The sequence below is a fragment of the Nitrosospira sp. Is2 genome (assembly GCF_033095785.1).
Lineage (GTDB): Bacteria > Pseudomonadota > Gammaproteobacteria > Burkholderiales > Nitrosomonadaceae > Nitrosospira.
This window is the reverse complement of record NZ_CP137134.1, coordinates 1,194,792-1,211,484: the sequence shown is the minus strand read 5'-3', so window position 1 is coordinate 1,211,484 and position 16,693 is coordinate 1,194,792. Positions and strand designations below refer to the sequence as shown.

The 16,693-nt window shown below is 53.9% G+C and carries 13 protein-coding genes; 10 read left to right on the top strand and 3 right to left on the bottom strand.

Annotated features, from left to right (window positions below):
- Nucleotide 1: 1 nt before the first annotated feature.
- Both R5L00_RS05320 and fur read right to left on the bottom strand, forming a co-directional pair.
- Nucleotides 2–1,705 carry an acetolactate synthase 3 catalytic subunit gene (locus R5L00_RS05320; protein ID WP_317653674.1) on the bottom strand — a complete coding sequence of 568 codons (1,704 nt, stop codon included), beginning with the start codon at nt 1,703–1,705 and terminating at the stop codon, nt 2–4.
- 417 nt (nt 1,706–2,122) lie between these two features.
- Complete coding sequence (gene fur / locus R5L00_RS05315; protein ID WP_317653673.1) at nt 2,123–2,578, bottom strand: ferric iron uptake transcriptional regulator; 456 nt, start codon at nt 2,576–2,578, stop codon at nt 2,123–2,125.
- Between the two features lie 73 nt (nt 2,579–2,651).
- Here fur and R5L00_RS05310 point away from each other — a divergent pair, with 73 nt between their 5' ends.
- The 5 genes from R5L00_RS05310 to greA all read left to right on the top strand — a co-directional run bounded on the left by R5L00_RS05310 (nt 2,652) and on the right by greA (nt 9,677).
- Nucleotides 2,652–3,251 (top strand): outer membrane protein assembly factor BamE, encoded by a 600-nt coding sequence (locus R5L00_RS05310; protein WP_107693727.1) that lies wholly within the window; start codon nt 2,652–2,654, stop codon nt 3,249–3,251.
- A gap of 36 nt (nt 3,252–3,287) precedes the next feature.
- Nucleotides 3,288–4,094, top strand: a complete 807-nt coding sequence (gene dapB / locus R5L00_RS05305; protein ID WP_317653672.1) for a 4-hydroxy-tetrahydrodipicolinate reductase — start codon at nt 3,288–3,290, stop codon at nt 4,092–4,094.
- A gap of 226 nt (nt 4,095–4,320) precedes the next feature.
- Complete coding sequence (carA, locus tag R5L00_RS05300; RefSeq protein ID WP_317653670.1) at nt 4,321–5,502, top strand: glutamine-hydrolyzing carbamoyl-phosphate synthase small subunit; 1,182 nt, start codon at nt 4,321–4,323, stop codon at nt 5,500–5,502.
- A 358-nt stretch (nt 5,503–5,860) separates the two neighbouring features.
- Nucleotides 5,861–9,136 (top strand): carbamoyl-phosphate synthase large subunit, encoded by a 3,276-nt coding sequence (gene carB / locus R5L00_RS05295; protein ID WP_258192646.1) that lies wholly within the window; start codon nt 5,861–5,863, stop codon nt 9,134–9,136.
- Between the two features lie 64 nt (nt 9,137–9,200).
- Nucleotides 9,201–9,677 (top strand): transcription elongation factor GreA, encoded by a 477-nt coding sequence (gene greA, locus R5L00_RS05290; protein WP_107693730.1) that lies wholly within the window; start codon nt 9,201–9,203, stop codon nt 9,675–9,677.
- Nucleotides 9,678–9,707: 30 nt separating this feature from the next.
- Here the strand turns inward: greA and yhbY are convergent, their stop codons facing one another.
- A complete protein-coding gene (gene yhbY, locus R5L00_RS05285; protein WP_107693731.1) occupies nt 9,708–10,076 on the bottom strand; it encodes a ribosome assembly RNA-binding protein YhbY in 369 nt (122 codons plus the stop codon).
- Nucleotides 10,077–10,105: 29 nt separating this feature from the next.
- Here yhbY and R5L00_RS05280 point away from each other — a divergent pair, with 29 nt between their 5' ends.
- The 5 genes from R5L00_RS05280 (at nt 10,106) to R5L00_RS05260 (ending at nt 16,525) form a co-directional block, all read left to right on the top strand.
- Nucleotides 10,106–10,747 (top strand): RlmE family RNA methyltransferase, encoded by a 642-nt coding sequence (locus R5L00_RS05280; protein WP_107693732.1) that lies wholly within the window; start codon nt 10,106–10,108, stop codon nt 10,745–10,747.
- 111 nt (nt 10,748–10,858) lie between these two features.
- Entirely contained in the window at nt 10,859–12,754 is a 1,896-nt protein-coding gene (gene ftsH, locus R5L00_RS05275) for an ATP-dependent zinc metalloprotease FtsH (RefSeq protein WP_107693733.1), read from the top strand.
- 95 nt (nt 12,755–12,849) lie between these two features.
- The gene (folP, locus tag R5L00_RS05270) at nt 12,850–13,668 is read left to right on the top strand and encodes a dihydropteroate synthase (RefSeq protein WP_317653668.1); all 819 of its coding nucleotides are present in this window, start codon (nt 12,850–12,852) and stop codon (nt 13,666–13,668) included.
- 258 nt (nt 13,669–13,926) lie between these two features.
- A complete protein-coding gene (gene glmM, locus R5L00_RS05265) occupies nt 13,927–15,306 on the top strand; it encodes a phosphoglucosamine mutase (protein WP_317654119.1) in 1,380 nt (459 codons plus the stop codon).
- Nucleotides 15,307–15,523: 217 nt separating this feature from the next.
- Nucleotides 15,524–16,525: a PstS family phosphate ABC transporter substrate-binding protein gene (locus R5L00_RS05260; protein WP_317653667.1), complete on the top strand. Its 1,002-nt coding sequence runs from the start codon at nt 15,524–15,526 to the stop codon at nt 16,523–16,525.
- The last annotated feature ends 168 nt before the right edge of the window (nt 16,526–16,693 follow it).

The following is a 16,693-nucleotide window of genomic DNA, read 5'->3' as shown; positions in this document are numbered from 1 at the left end:
GTTATACCAGGATCATTTCAGAAAGACCCTTCCCGCCCGGCACCATGGGGAAGACGTTCTCCGTCTGGTCGGTAATAAAATCCATGAATACCAACCTGTCCTTGAGCTGGAATGCCTCCTTGAGGGCGCCTTCCACATCTTGCGGGTGTTCAATTTTCATGCCTACATGACCATAACTCTCGGCCAACTTGACGAAATTCGGAAGAGCATCCATATACGATTCGGCATAACGATTGCCGTGAAAAAATTCCTGCCACTGTCTTACCATGCCCATATAACGGTTATTCAAATTAATAATCTTGAGTGGCAAATTGTACTGCTTGCACGTAGACAGCTCTTGTATGCACATCTGTATGCTGGCCTCACCTGTAACACAGGCGACGACGTTACCAGGATTCGCAAACTGAACGCCCATCGCTGCCGGCAGACCGAATCCCATCGTTCCCAGGCCCCCCGAATTGATCCAGCGGCGGGGCAGGTCAAACTTGTAAAACTGCGCCGCCCACATCTGATGCTGACCTACATCGGAGGTGATGAATGCATCGCCCCCTGTCACCTCATAGAGCTTTTCGATCACCCATTGCGGCTTGGTGACTGTACCTGAACGGTCGTATTTGAGGCAATCACGGGCACGCCACGCATTGATCTGAGTCCACCACGCGTCAAGAGCCGTCTGGTCCGGTTTTTCCTTGTGCGCCTTGAGCTGTTTTATCAATTCATCCAGTACGTCCGAGACGTTACCGACGATCGGGACATCGACTTTGACCCTCTTGGATATGGACGAAGGATCGATGTCGATGTGAATGATCTTGCGATCTTCATTAAAGAAATGCTTCGGATTGCCGATGACACGATCATCGAACCGGGCACCGATGGCGACGAGCACGTCGCAGTGTTGCATCGCCATATTGGCTTCGTATGTGCCATGCATTCCCAGCATTCCGACAAACTGCTTGTCAGTTGCGGGATAGCCGCCCAAACCCATTAATGTATTTGTGCAGGGAAAGCCGAGCATCTGCACGAGATCGGTGAGCCTCCCCGCAGCATCGCTAAGGATGACGCCCCCGCCCGTGTACATCATCGGACGTTTCGCTTCGAGTATCAGTTGTACGGCTTTTCTTATCTGCCCCGCATGCCCGCGGGTGACGGGATTATAGGAGCGCATGGAGACGCTGTCCGGATAAAGAAACGCTGCTTTCTGCTGACTTACATCCTTGGGGATATCCACGAGCACGGGCCCGGGGCGTCCAGTTGACGCAATGTAGAATGCTTTCTTGATGGTGGTTGCCAGCTCATCAATGTTCTTCACCAGAAAGTTGTGTTTGACGCAAGGGCGGGTGATACCCACCGTGTCAACCTCCTGAAACGCATCCAAGCCGATGGCATGGGTTGGCACCTGTCCGCTGATGATGACGAGCGGGATGGAATCCATGTAGGCGGTAGCGATACCAGTAACAGCATTAGTGACGCCAGGGCCCGAGGTCACCAAGGCCACGCCAACCTTGTTACTGGATCGGGCGTAGCCGTCCGCTGCGTGCACTGCCGCTTGCTCATGCCGCACGAGGACGTGCTTGACCTTGTCCTGCTTGAACAATTCGTCATAAATAAACAGCACGGCGCCGCCTGGGTAGCCGAAAATATAATCGATCCCTTCCTTCTGCAAACAACGCACCGTGATTTCAGCGCCCGTTAATTCCGTGCTCATGCTTTCTTCATTTCCAATGTAGGGTGCAGCAAAATATTAAGTAAAACACTGAACAGTAGCGGTTAGGCAATCATTGGTCAACCCCTTGACAGGAGAGTTGCCGAATAAGTGTCCCGCATCCGGCCCTTGCCCGGTCGCGGCGTCGGTTCCTAATCCCACTGTGTCCCCCCGACAGGACAGATGGAGGATTTATGAGAGATCCCTGGCTCGAACATGACAAGAGTGTGGTAGCAGGTGAAGAGTCGGGGCGGGGGATTTATCAACTGACGCACGACTAGACGAGAACAGCACGTTCAGTACAATGATGGTGCAGCATTTTCGTAGCGCCATCCTGCGATCTACATCGACTATCTACCCGTTCAACAGGGTCAGTTGCTGCTGACGACTCACGGTCAAATACGGGCGCGGCGTATAAAATCAACTTTTCCCACTACCCGTGCCTTCTTCCGTTTTTCGATACGGGCACGCGGGCTTGATGCAGTCCGCGTAAAGCGAAAGCGAGTGCTCGTGTAAGGCAAATCCCCGATCCTTGGCGATTTTTATTTGCCGTTTCTCGATTTCGGCGTCATAAAATTCTTCGACCCTGCCGCACTGCAAGCACACCAAGTGGTCATGATGCGTGCTGCTGGAAAGCTCAAACACGGCTTTGCCGCCTTCAAAATGGTGGCGCTCGAGCAATCCGGCCTGCTCGAACTGGGTGAGCACCCTGTAGACAGTGGCAAGACCAATATCTTCGCCTTCACTGATCAGTGTTCGATAAACATCCTCTGCGGAGAGATGGCGGACGGGGCTGCTCTCAAACAAGCTCAGGATTCTGAGCCGTGGTAACGTGGCCTTCAAGCCCATGGTTTTAAGATTGTTTGGCTTGCTCATAGCGATGTCATCCAATAGGTTATTTGCTGTATCATATAACGTTGGGTTTGCTTTGGAAACACTACGCTGCCGCATGCGCGCAATACTACTCACGCTGGTCGTTGCGATATTGCTCGCCGGATGTTCGTCTGTTCCATCCCTGCTCTATAAAATAGAAATCCAGCAGGGCAATGTTATCACCCAGGAAATGGTCGACAAACTGAAGCCGGGAATGACGAGGTCACAAGTGCGTTTTGCTCTGGGCTCGCCGATGATTAACGACGCATTTCACAACAACCGCTGGGATTACGTGTATCGCCTGGAACAGGAAGGTAGACTGGTTGAGCAGCGACGCCTGACCGTGTTTTTTGACGAAGACAACCTGATACGCATTGATGGCAGTTTCAAAACTTCAGCTGCTTTTATTCGGCCTCCTGTAGTCGAGCACGCAGCGCCGATTGAGCCTGAGACGCCCTTGGTTAAAGAAGAGCGCAAGGACGCAGGCGGGGTTCCGGTTTTAGCGGAAACGCCAGTTCAGAAAAGTCCCGACCCCGGCAGTATTACAAGTTCGAACGGCGTTCCTCCGAGAAGCGATACTTCAGTTTCGCCGGCGCCGGAAAAACGAGTTCCCAGGCAGGCGCCATCACAGGCGACGGACAGGGGCGCCAATGAAGCGGACCAACTAAAAGAGTAGGGACGTCGTCCTGAAAGTGATGTTATTTAAGCCCAGATGAAGACATTGAATATCGCCGTTGCCGGAAGTTCCGGCCGAATGGGGCGTGCATTGCTGGAAGCGATTGCGCGAGCGGAGGATCTGCGTTTAACTGCTGCGTTGGAGCGTGCGGGGAACCCCTACGTTAAGAAAAACGCGGGTGAGTTAATAGGCGCCCCAGGGAATGTGCATATTACTGATGATTTGGCTGCCGCGCTTCGCGTAAGCGATGTGCTGATCGATTTTACCCGTCCTGAAGGAACGCTGGCGCATCTCGCCGCCTGTCGAGCGAACAGGGTCAAAATGGTCATTGGGACCACCGGCTTTTCGCCCGAGCAAAAAGAAGAACTTGAGGCCGCATCAAAGGATGCCGCCATCGTATTTGCTCCCAACATGAGCGTGGGGGTGAATGTGACCCTCAAGCTGCTGGAAATGGCGGCCCGGGTGTTGAGTGAGGGTTATGATGTTGAGATCATCGAAGCTCACCATCGCCATAAGGTAGATGCCCCGTCCGGTACTGCACTTAAGATGGGGGAGGTGGTGGCAAAGGCGCTTGGTAGAGATCTTGGAAAGGTCGCGGTCTATGAACGCGCGGGCCATACGGGTGAGCGTCCCACCGGCGCTATCGGTTTTGCCACTGTGCGCGGCGGTGACATTGTAGGTGAGCACACTGTGATGTTTGCGGGTACGGGCGAGCGGATTGAGATCTCGCACAAGGCTGGCAGCCGTGCAACGTTCGCGGAAGGCGCTCTGCGGGCGGCTCGTTTTCTGGCGGACCAACAGAATGGGCTGTTCGATATGCAGGACGTGCTCGGGTTGCGCTAAGAAGTTCACACCGGTCTATCCTTCAGTAGGCCGGGATCCATTTTCCCTTCCTGTTTGTCATTTCAGCTGATTCCCGTCAACTGGTCTGTCCATGATCCTTGTCGCTATATCGCCCGGTTTTATTGAAGTAGGACGCTTTTGAACGTATAATTTCGGTTTTCGAAAACGGAACAGACGGCATCTTGTCCCGTTTCAATCCGTGTCTGTATTCCCCCAGGAGCTTTCCGTGCCACAACCCACGCATGCCGTTCTTGCGCTCGCTGACGGCACAGTCTTTCGTGGCTTATCCATTGGCGCCGACGGCATCAGTACGGGGGAGGTGGTCTTTAACACCTCCATGACCGGGTACCAGGAAATTCTCACTGATCCGTCTTATTGCCGCCAAATAATAACCCTTACCTATCCCCATATCGGAAATACGGGTACAAACGATGATGATGTGGAATTCGGCAACGTCGATAGAGTACATGCGGCAGGACTGGTTATTCGAAGTCTTCCACCTGCCTCCAGTAACTGGCGCCAGACCCAGACCTTACCGGAATATCTCAAACAGCACGGAGTAGTCGCAATTGCGGATATCGATACCCGCAAGCTCACTCGTATTGTGCGCGAAAAAGGAGCGCAAGCCGGCTGTATTATGGCCGGGTCGCCCGACGAAGCGGAAGCGCTGAAACAGGCAAAAGCATTTCCCGGCCTGGTGGGAATGGACCTCGCCAAAGTGGTGAGCTGTGCCGAGCGTTATGAATGGAATGAAGGCGAATGGAAACTGGGGCACGGATACCAGACTCAGGAGAACCCTCGCTTTCATGTCGTTGCATTGGATTTTGGTGTCAAGCGCAATATGCTTCGGAAGTTGGTGCAGCGTAATTGCAGGGTCACTGTTTTCCCCGCGCAGACAGCAGCCGATGAGATTATCGCATTGAAGCCCGACGGCATCTTCCTTTCCAACGGCCCGGGTGATCCCGAGCCGTGCGATTACGCCATCACGGCGACCAGAAAGTTGCTCGAAGAAGACCTGCCGATTTTTGGCGTTTGCATGGGACATCAATTGCTGGGATTGGCCAGTGGTGCGCGTACCGTAAAGATGAAATTCGGTCACCACGGCGCGAATCACCCTGTGCAGGATGTTGATAGCGGAAAGATATTCATCACCAGTCAAAATCACGGTTTTGCGGTTGATAGCAGTTCCTTGCCTAAGAATGCGCGTATTACCCATCTATCGTTATTTGACGGTAGCTTGCAGGGGTTTGAACTGATCGGTCAATCCGCCTTTTGTTTTCAGGGTCATCCCGAAGCCAGTCCGGGACCCCACGATCTCGACTATCTATTCGATAAATTTATCGGATTGATGGAGCGGAAAAGGACGGGAGAAGATATGGGGAACGGAAGCGGGGCCTCTTCTATGTAAGTCATACGTCGGAGCGAATCGCTGAAAAATTAGATGAGGAGTTATAAGCGCAGCGGGCGCGGGGAAGCTTGCTGTGTGCCGGCGCTTAGATGATGGCGACGCGTCGCCCGCAACACAAGTTGTACCGCCTTGTATCGTTTTGCCAGCCTCAAGGATTTGTACTGGATGTCTTCAGAATGTGAAGTGATCCGTAAGACTGGCGAAGGCGTTATTGGCCATGGCCGGGCGTTGGCTGAACCTGTATTGCCACTGCTTTTAATTCCTTACAGCCTCTAACGTGCAAACAAGCAAGCGGACTTACTTTCGCTGGTGTCTCAAGATGTCACCGCGTTTTTACGCCTAATAACTCCCTGCAGCTATGCCTAAACGTAACGATATCAAATCCATTCTCATCATTGGCGCTGGCCCTATCGTCATCGGCCAGGCGTGCGAGTTTGACTATTCCGGCGCGCAGGCATGTAAGGCATTGCGGGAAGAAGGTTATCGAATCGTCCTGGTTAATTCGAATCCTGCCACCATCATGACCGATCCCGAAATGGCCGATGTCACCTATATCGAACCCATTATCTGGCCCATGCTGGAGAAAATCATAGCCATTGAGCGTCCCGATGCGTTGCTGCCGACGATGGGCGGCCAGACAGCGTTGAACTGCGCTCTTGACCTGGCAAAGAATGGCGTGCTTAACAAATACAATGTCGAGTTGATCGGCGCTTCGCGTGAGGCAATCGACAAGGCTGAGGATCGCGAGAAGTTCAAGCAGGCCATGACGCGTATCGGACTGGGTTCTGCCCGTTCTGCCATCGCCCATAGCCTGGAAGAGGCGCTGCAGGTACAGGCGATGGTTGGCTATCCCGCTATCATTCGTCCTTCATTCACCATGGGCGGGAGCGGAGGCGGTATCGCGTATAACCGGGAGGAATTTCTGGAAATATGCGAGCGCGGACTGGAAGTCTCGCCTACCAGGGAGTTGCTGATCGAGGAATCCGTCATTGGCTGGAAGGAATTCGAGACGGAGGTAATACGCGACAAGAAAGACAATTGCATTATCGTCTGTGTTATCGAGAATCTCGACCCCATGGGAGTCCATACGGGCGATTCCATCACCGTCGCGCCGGCGCAAACGCTGACGGACAAGGAATATCAGATCATGCGCGATGCGTCAATCGCGGTATTGCGCGAAATCGGGGTGGAAACGGGCGGTTCAAATGTGCAGTTCGCCATCAATCCCCACGACGGACGAATGCTTGTAATAGAAATGAATCCACGTGTATCCCGCTCCTCGGCGCTGGCGTCGAAAGCGACCGGGTTTCCCATCGCCAAGGTCGCGGCAAAGCTCGCAGTAGGCTTTACGCTGGATGAACTCAAAAACGACATCACTGGCGGGGCGATGCCGGCATCCTTTGAACCAACCATAGATTATGTCGTAACGAAAGTTCCACGTTTCGCTTTTGAGAAGTTCCCACAGGCAAATGATCGCCTTACCACTCAGATGAAATCGGTGGGTGAGGTGATGGCCATCGGACGCACCTTCCAGGAATCCCTGCAAAAAGCGCTCCGCGGACTGGAAATCGGTGTCGACGGGTTGGACGAAAAAACTTGCGATATTGATACCATAGCCGCCGAGTTGAGTGATCCCGGCCCAGATCGGATTTGGTATGTTGCGGACGCGTTTCGTTGCGGGATGATGCTCGACGAGATACATCAGCATACCCGCATCGATCGGTGGTTTCTTGCCCAGATTGGAGATCTGGTCAGGCAGGAGCAGTCTCTCGCCGGAAAGGTGCTGAATGGGCTTGACGCGCCCGAGCTACGCAGGCTCAAGCGCAGCGGCTTCTCTGACCGGCGTCTGGCCAAGCTGATGACTACAACGCAGGCGGCCGTTCGCGCCCGACGCCATCAATTCAACCTGCGGCCAGTATATAAGCGGGTGGATACTTGCGCGGCGGAGTTTGCAACTCGCACAGCGTATATGTACTCCACCTACGAGGAGGAGTGCGAAGCGCTACCGAGTGAAAGAAAAAAAATAATGGTGCTGGGCGGCGGACCCAATCGCATCGGCCAAGGTATAGAGTTCGACTACTGTTGTGTCCATGCAGCACTGGCATTACGCGAGGATGGCTTCGAAACCATCATGGTCAATTGCAACCCGGAAACTGTTTCAACCGATTACGACACCTCCGACCGGCTTTATTTCGAGCCGCTGACGCTGGAGGACGTGCTCGAAATCGTTGAAGTAGAGAAGCCCTTGGGCGTGATTGTGCAATACGGGGGCCAGACGCCGCTGAAACTCGCCCGTGATCTGGAGGCAGCTGGGGTGCCGATCATTGGCACCAGCCCGGACATGATCGACTGCGCCGAGGATCGGGAGCGCTTTCAGAAAATGCTGCACCGGTTGGGATTGAAGCAACCCCCAAACCGTACCGTGCGCGATGCAAGTGCAGCCCTGGCGGCAGCCGATGAAATCGGGTATCCGTTGGTGGTACGCCCCAGCTACGTATTGGGGGGTAGAGCAATGGAGATTATCCACGAGCAGCTAAATCTGGAACGTTATATGCGCGAGGCGGTCAAGGTTTCGCATGACTCCCCGGTTCTGCTCGATCACTTTCTGAATGACGCCGTTGAAGTGGATGTGGATGCGGTCTCCGACGGCGAGATGGTGCTGATAGGCGGCATCATGGAACACATTGAGCAGGCGGGCGTACATTCTGGCGATTCCGCGTGCTCGCTGCCGCCATTCAGCTTGTCGTCGCATATGCAGGATGAGTTGCGGCGCCAGACTTCAGCAATGGCGCGCGCGCTTAAGGTTGTCGGATTGATGAATGTGCAGTTCGCTATCCAGGGCGATACTGTATACGTGCTGGAGGTAAATCCGCGCGCGTCGCGGACCGTGCCTTTCGTGTCCAAGGCGACGGGGTTGCAACTGGCGAAAGTAGCCGCCCGCTGTATGACAGGCATGACGCTTGCCCAGCAAGGTATTGTCAAAGAAGTTGTTCCTTTCTATTATTCGGTCAAGGAAGCCGTCTTTCCTTTCACCAAGTTTCCCGGGGTGGACACTATTCTTGGGCCGGAAATGAAATCCACCGGCGAAGTGATGGGTGTGGGGCAGACTTTTGCAGAAGCATTCGTCAAGTCGCAACTTGCCGCTGGCGTAAAGCTGCCCCTCGCAGGCAAAGTCTTTATAAGCGTACGCCACGCTGACAAACCACGGGCGGTGGAGATCGCTCGCCAACTTGCGCAACTGGGATTTACTCTCTATGCTACGCGCGGGACCGCCGCGGTGCTGAACGCGGCGGGGCTTACCGTTACACCGGTAAACAAGATGGCCGAAGGTCGTCCACATATAGTAGACATGATCAAAAATGGCGAGATGGATTTGATCATAAATACGGTCGAAGATAAACGGAGCGCGATTCACGATTCGTATTCGATACGTCATGCAGTATTGCAGGCAAGGGCAACGTATTACACCACGCTCGCGGGCGCGCGAGCTGCTTGTATCGGTATGGCGAATATGCGCGAGCTGGAAGCCTACAGCTTGCAGAAACTTCATTCATGGCTGAGGGTAAAGTCGCTGGGGGAAGGTTGTAGCGTTGGCGACGGCGATCCTGTTTTGGTTAGCAGAGACGCGTCATAAGCCTTCGAACTGATAGAACGCATCGACTAGAAAACGAACCGTAAAAGGACAACGCTAAAGGACTATGGGCTCAATTCCATTAACAGTAATCGGCGCGGGAAAACTGCGCGCTGAGTTGCACGAACTGAAAACCGTGCAGCGTCCGGCTGTAATCGCAGCAATCGCCGAGGCCCGTGCCCACGGTGATCTATCGGAAAATGCCGAATATGACGCGGCCAAGGAGCGTCAGGGTTTTATAGAGGGGCGTATCGCGGAGTTGGAGAGCAAGCTTTCCAACGCCCAGATTATTGATCCGGCATTACTGGACGCTGGCGGTGCCTGTGTTTTCGGGGCGACCATCGATCTCGAAGACCTCGCCAGCGCGACGACCGTCACGTACCAGATTGTTGGCGATGACGAAGCGGACATCAAGGAGGGAAAGATTTCGATCAGTTCGCCCATGTCTCGCGCACTGATTGGCAAATATCCCGGCGATGTGGCGGAGGTTCTGGCGCCAGGCGGAGTGCGCGAGTATGAGATACTGGATGTGAAATATGTTTAGTTCCGCAACCGGGATCCCAAGCCGGTGTGATCACTGGCGTTTGCTGTGCGCGAGCCGACGGCGCTTGGTGTCGCCCGATTTTCGCTCTTCGCGAACAGGGCTGAGGTCAGCCGCTATTGTTTTTTCTGGTTGGGGACGGTAGATTACGAGAATCTTTCCGATGTGTTGTACTGGCGCCGCCCCAAGGCGATCGCAGATTTCATTCAGCCAGGCGGTTCTCGTTTGACGTTCATCGTTCGATACTTTTACTTTGATCAGTTCGTGACTTCTCAATCCCTGATCAAGTTCATGAATTACGTTTTCCGATAAACCTGCCGCGCCTATCCAGACAACCGGCTTCAGGGCGTGAGCGCGGGCCTTCAGGTCAGGTCGGCGGGCAAGCGCAAGTTCTTCTGACATAAAATTTCCCAAAAACCCCATTTTACGTGATGAAGCGCTCTAAAACCAGTAAAGCCTGGATGAGAGAGCACGTGACCGATTTTTTTGTCAAGCAGGCGAAAAAGGAGGGCTATCGTTCACGTGCCGCCTATAAGCTGATCGAGATTGCGGAGCGGGATCGCTTGCTCGAGCCAGGCATGACTGTTGTGGACCTTGGGGCCGCCCCCGGGGGGTGGTCGCAAGTTGCTACGGAAAAGCTGGGGCAACGCGGCAGAGTGATTGCGGTGGATCTAACGGAAATGACCCCGCTGAACGGGGTGACCTTTATCCAAGGCGATTTCACCGAAGCATCCGTTTTGGCACAATTGGAAGAAAGTCTGGGAAAATGTCCTGTTGACCTTGTAATTTCTGATATGTCCCCTAATATAAGCGGCATAGGAATGGTTGACCAGGCTCGAGGCATCTATTTAGCCGAGCTGGCCTTGCAATTCAGCATCACGCGATTGAACTCTGGCGGCAATTTTCTCGTCAAAGTGTTTCAGGGATCTGGTTTTGAGGAGTTTTTACGCAACATGCGCGCGGCGTTCGATCGGGTGGTAGTACGAAAACCGGAAGCATCGCGCGACCGCAGTTCGGAACTCTATTTACTAGGAGTGGGAAAGCGGGATGGAATCTCACCGAAAACAAAATGACTGAGTTGGAAAACACAAAGGGGGCAGCGGGCATATTGCTATTATAAATCTTCAAATGGGTTTAGAATTGAAGCATTCAAGGATTTTGACGGCGCAAGCCAAGGAGCTAACTTGAACAATCTCATTAAAAACATGGCCATCTGGCTGGTGATTGCCCTCGTATTGATGACTGTGTTCAACCAGTTCAGTACACGGCAGTCAGCACAGGCGCCGATGGAATATTCACAGTTCATCGACGAAGTGAAGCAGGGCAGGATTGCCAAAGTTACCATCGAGGGCCGCACCTTGAAGGGAACCAAGTCGGATGGCAGGCGCTTCGTTACATATACGCCTTCCGACCCTTGGATGGTGAGCGATCTCCTCAAGGCAGGCGTCATTATTGATGCCAAGCCGGAGGAAGAGCCGTCATTGCTGATGAATATCTTCGTCTCCTGGTTTCCGATGCTGCTGCTGATCGGGGTCTGGATTTTCTTCATGCGCCAAATGCAGGGAGGAGGACGGAGCGGTGGCGCTTTCTCCTTTGGAAAAAGTAAGGCGCGCATGCTTGACGAATCCACCAATCAAGTTACCTTTGCTGATGTGGCGGGTTGCGAGGAAGCCAAAGAGGAGGTTTCCGAGTTGGTCGAATTCCTCCGTGATCCCAGTAAATTCCAGAAATTGGGTGGCCGCATCCCCCGTGGAGTATTAATGGTGGGAAATCCCGGTACCGGGAAGACGCTTCTCGCACGTGCTATCGCAGGCGAAGCCAAAGTTCCGTTCTTCAGTATCTCCGGTTCTGATTTTGTGGAAATGTTCGTCGGCGTCGGCGCCGCGCGCGTGCGTGACATGTTTGAGCAAGCCAAAAAACACGCCCCTTGCATAATTTTTATCGACGAGATTGACGCTGTTGGTCGTCAACGCGGCGCAGGTCTAGGTGGCGGCAACGATGAACGCGAACAGACGCTGAATCAGTTGCTGGTTGAAATGGACGGTTTCGAAGGAACCGCTGGGGTGATTGTAATAGCGGCCACGAACCGGCCAGACGTGCTTGATCCCGCGTTGCTGCGCCCCGGTCGTTTCGACCGTCAGGTGACCGTCCCGCTACCTGATATCCGGGGCCGTGAGCAGATTCTGCATGTCCATATGCGCAAGGTGCCGATCGCGCCCGATGTCCATGCCGAAATCCTTGCCAGGGGAACACCGGGCATGTCAGGTGCGGATCTTGCCAACCTCGTGAATGAGGCGGCGTTGTTCGCGGCGCGCAGCAATAAACGCCTCGTCGACATGGAAGACTTCGAACGTGCCAAGGACAAGATTTTCATGGGTGCAGAGCGTAAGTCGGTCCTGATGCCCGAACGCGAGCGACGCAACACCGCTTACCATGAATCCGGGCACGCGGTTGTGGCCCAACTGTTGCCTAAGACCGACCCGGTGCATAAGGTCTCGATCATTCCGCGCGGTCGCGCGCTTGGGGTGACGATGCAATTGCCAACTGAAGACCGCTTTAGCATGGATCGCGAGGAAATTTTGCAAAATATCGCCGTTCTTTTCGGAGGTCGAATCGCCGAGGAAATATTTATGGGGCAGATGACCACTGGCGCATCGAACGACTTCGAGCGCGCCACGGAAATGGCAAGACGGATGGTCACGCAGTGGGGTATGTCCGACTCGCTGGGCCCAATGGTATATGGTGAAAACGAGGGCGAAGTGTTTTTGGGTCGCTCAGTGACGACACACAAGAATGTAAGCGAAGCCACCATGCAAAAGGTGGATGTCGAAATTCGCCGTATCATTGATGGGCAATATAGTCTGGCACGCAGGTTGATCGAGGAAAATCGGGATAAGATCGAAGTCATGACAAAAGCCCTGCTGGAATGGGAGACCATAGACTCCGAGCAGATCGGTGACATTATGGAAGGCCGTGCGCCACGGCCACCGAAGCCTTCCAAAACAACATCGACCCCTCCCAAGGATAATACGCCGCCAGCGGCGCCAGCCGCTGCCCCCACGCCAGCACAGGAAGCCTGACCATCCGGTGTTGCGACTTGGTGATAAAGATAAAAAAGGCGGGGGTTTCCCCCGCCTTTTTTAATTAGCGAGCTCAATCCCGGGTATAAATTCACATGTTGCCAGCGCAGCAATTCGTTAGCGTCCCCCGCCGCCCGCTCGTGATGGGCATTGTCAATGTCACGCCCGATTCGTTTTCCGATGGCGGTTTGTTTAATTCGTTCGAGCATGCGCTTCAGCACGCCACGCAACTTGTTGAAGACGGGGCGGATTGGCTTGATGTGGGCGGTGAATCAACCCGTCCGGGTAGCATGCCCGTGAGCGTGGAGGAGGAAATACGCCGCGTTATTCCGGTAGTGGAGGCCCTCGTCGGTATGAAGCATCCTGTCTCCGTCGATACATCCAAGCCCGAAGTGATGCGAGCCGCGATAAGCGCGGGTGCGACCATGATCAACGATGTCAACGCGCTTCGGGCGCCAGGTGCGCTTGAGGCCGTAGCAGCCGGGGGTGTGGGGGCATGCCTCATGCACATGCAAGGCGAGCCGTGCAGTATGCAGATCAATCCCCAGTATCATGACGTCGTGATTGAGGTAAGGGATTTTTTATTGCAACGCCTTCACGCCGCTCTGGAGGCTGGCGTTCCGCATGAACGGTTGATAATAGATCCAGGTTTTGGTTTCGGCAAAACACAGACCCAGAACATCCAGATGCTGCGCCATCTCGATCGCTTCTGCGATCTGGGCGTCCCAGTGATGGCTGGATTGTCACGTAAATCCATGCTGGGAAAGATGACGGGCACCGGGGTAGATGACCGGCTTCATGCAAGTGTTGCGGCAGCGTTGCTCGCCGTGAGTAAAGGGGCGGGGATTGTGAGAGTGCATGATGTTAAAGCCACCACGGACGCGTTGGCAGTTTATAATACCGTGAACGGCTAGTGCGTTACTGCCGTTAAGGGGTGTTTTTTGAAACGGAAGTTTTTTCCGAAATGCATCTTCGATCGGTGAAGTAACGTTATGGAACTTCCAGTTCTACTTGCGGCGCTCGGCGGTTTAAAGCAGCCGAATCGGATTTACCAATTTAATTGCGGGGATGTAAGAATACTTACGTCCCATGGATCAATTAGGATGCCGAGCAGTCGCAAAGTCATTGAAACTCTTCATAACTTCTGACTTCTTTTCCGGGTTTTCTTGAAAGTGACAAAAAAGTATTTCGGCACCGACGGTATACGCGGGCGTGTAGGCGAAGCGCCTATAACCCCTGAATTTGTGATGCATCTCGGCTATTCAGCCGGCAACGTACTTGCGGCGGCCGATTGGCATCTATCCAAGGGGGAGCGCCCGGCAGTACTGATCGGGAAGGACACACGCATATCGGGCTATATGCTTGAGTCAGCGCTCCAGGCGGGGCTCTCCGCGGCCGGAGTGGACGTGCTGTTATCGGGGCCGACTCCAACCCCGGCGGTGGCGTATCTGACCCGTGCATTGCGACTACAGGCGGGAATTGTTATTTCCGCGTCTCATAACCCATTTGAAGACAACGGCATCAAATTTTTCTCCGCATCAGGCACCAAGCTGCCCGATTCTGTCGAGCATGAGATCGAGGCGGGGCTAAATGCGCCTATCCGATGCATGCCGTCAGCGCAACTGGGTAAAGCACGACGCGTCGTTGACGCTCGAGGGCGATACATCGAATTCTGCAAAAGCACCTTCCCGAATCACCTCGATCTTCGCGGCTGGAGGATAGTGGTTGATTCCGCTCATGGCGCTACGTATCAAATCGTAGGGCCGGTCCTGCATGAGCTGGGTGCGGACGTTGTTGCGATTGGGGCTCAGCCTGACGGCCTTAACATCAATCACGAATGCGGGGCAACGCACGGCGCTTCCTTACAGGAAGCGGTTATGCACCACCAGGCCGACATCGGTATTGCGCTCGATGGCGATGGTGACCGAGTGGTCATGGCTGATAAAAAAGGGGTTCTATACGACGGCGACCGGCTGATCTACATCATAGCCAGACATCGCCAGCAAAAGGGGAGTCTCAAGGGCGGGGTGGTAGGTACGCTCATGACGAACCTGGCGGTTGAAAAGGGTCTTGAAAAACGAAATATTCCGTTTGCTCGCGCGAACGTTGGCGATCGGTATGTATTAGAGTTGTTGCAAAAAAACGAGTGGCAACTGGGCGGCGAAGGCTCAGGCCATATCATTTGCATCGACAAGCACACGACCGGTGATGGCATCATTTCTGCGTTGCAGGTTTTGTATGCCATGCGCGACTCCGGCAAGAGCCTGGCCGAACTTACCCGTAGCGTGACCCTTTATCCGCAACAGCTCATCAATGTCAAGGTTCCGAAAGGGTTCGATTCGCGGGTTAACGCCATGATCAAAGCGGTACAGGCCGAAGCTGAAGGTGACCTTGCTGGGAATGGGCGCGTCCTTCTCCGTGCGTCGGGGACCGAGCCTCTTGTGAGGGTGATGGTGGAAGGCGAGTCCGGGCAAAAAGTGAAATTCTGGGCGGAGAAAATCGCCGACGTGGTCAGCCATGCGGCAGTAAGTGACGAGTCGCGCGCCCTGTAATCAAAAACCCAGAAGGTTCTCCCACATTCGGCCTCCTTGCAACATTCAGACTTCGGCGTATAAGCGGTGGGGAATTGTCCGGATCATATCCGTCACAGCAAGCATGACGGCAACAGGCTTAGGCCCTGTTCTGGGTGATATCACAAAACGGTAATACTAGTGAGGTAGCATAGCAGCCCGCGAAAGACAATATCTGATCAATCAAACGGGGATTTAAATGTTGAAATTGCCGAACAATAAGAAGGCTGGAGTATCCGCCGTATTCCTGACGTTGATGAGCTTCATCAGCTTGGCGAGTGCGGAGATTGTAAAAATTGATGGCTCCAGCACGGTTTTTCCGATCACCGAAGCGGTGGCGGAAGATTTTCAAAAAGAAAAGAGGGGTGCCGTTAGAGTGACAGTTGGCATTTCAGGCACGGGTGGCGGGTTCAAAAAATTCTGCCGTGGTGAAACCGATATTGTCGACGCCTCCCGGCCTATTCTTAAAAATGAAATGGATGCCTGTAAAGCAGCCGGGGTCCAATATGTTGAGATGCCTGTGGCATTTGATGCGCTCACAGTGGTGGTAAATCCGAAAAATGATTGGGCCAAAACGATTACTGTCGCAGAGTTAAAGAAAATATGGGAGCCGGCTGCGCAGGGAAAAATAACCAAATGGAGCCAGGTGAACCCGGCATGGCCCGACGAGCCACTCAAGCTGTACGGGGCAGGGGCGGACTCCGGCACTTTTGATTACTTTACTGAGGCGATCGTCGGTAAGGCAAAATCAAGTCGAGGAGACTTTACCGCATCCGAGGACGACAACGTATTGGTACAAGGGGTCGCCAGCGACAAGAGCGCTCTGGGTTTTTTTGGTTACGCTTACTACGTGGAAAATCAGAAAAAAGTTAAAGCGATAGCCGTCGATGGCGGAAACGGGCCCGTTCTGCCGTCGGCGAAAACGGTGGAGGATGGAACCTATCAGCCCTTGTCACGCCCTATTTTTATTTACGTGAACATCAAGTCGGCCGATAAACCTGAAGTTCGGCAGTTTGTTGAGTTTTACATGAAAAATGCCTCGACGCTGGTAAAAGAAGTAAAATTCTTCCCACTACCGGATCAAGCCTACACGACTAACCTGGAGCATCTTAATAAAAAGAAGCTGGGAACGGTGTTCGGCGGCAAGTCCGAAGTGGGCCTCAGAATCGAGGAATTGCTCAGGCGCGAGGCCGGCTTATAATCGGACGTGCAGCGCCAGTAAAAAGATGCCCCGCCGCCTTGTTCAGGGCGGTGGCATGTGCAGGGTGTGCGGTCAAGTTACTCTTGGACCAAGCTTCGCACGCTTTCCCTCCCCCCTTTCCTTCCCCCCTTCCTTCAGCGCCGCGTTCATACCGGGTACTCACCCGAC

Coding starts and splice junctions, on each gene's coding strand:
- R5L00_RS05320 (WP_317653674.1), bottom strand. CDS start 1,705: ATGAGCACGGAATTAACGGGCGCTGAAATCACGGTGCGTTGTTTGCAG.
- fur (WP_317653673.1), bottom strand. CDS start 2,578: ATGAGCAAGCCAAACAATCTTAAAACCATGGGCTTGAAGGCCACGTTA.
- R5L00_RS05310 (WP_107693727.1), top strand. CDS start 2,652: ATGCGCGCAATACTACTCACGCTGGTCGTTGCGATATTGCTCGCCGGA.
- dapB (WP_317653672.1), top strand. CDS start 3,288: ATGAAGACATTGAATATCGCCGTTGCCGGAAGTTCCGGCCGAATGGGG.
- carB (WP_258192646.1), top strand. CDS start 5,861: ATGCCTAAACGTAACGATATCAAATCCATTCTCATCATTGGCGCTGGC.
- greA (WP_107693730.1), top strand. CDS start 9,201: ATGGGCTCAATTCCATTAACAGTAATCGGCGCGGGAAAACTGCGCGCT.
- yhbY (WP_107693731.1), bottom strand. CDS start 10,076: ATGTCAGAAGAACTTGCGCTTGCCCGCCGACCTGACCTGAAGGCCCGC.
- R5L00_RS05280 (WP_107693732.1), top strand. CDS start 10,106: ATGAAGCGCTCTAAAACCAGTAAAGCCTGGATGAGAGAGCACGTGACC.
- folP (WP_317653668.1), top strand. CDS start 12,850: ATGTTGCCAGCGCAGCAATTCGTTAGCGTCCCCCGCCGCCCGCTCGTG.
- R5L00_RS05260 (WP_317653667.1), top strand. CDS start 15,524: ATGTTGAAATTGCCGAACAATAAGAAGGCTGGAGTATCCGCCGTATTC.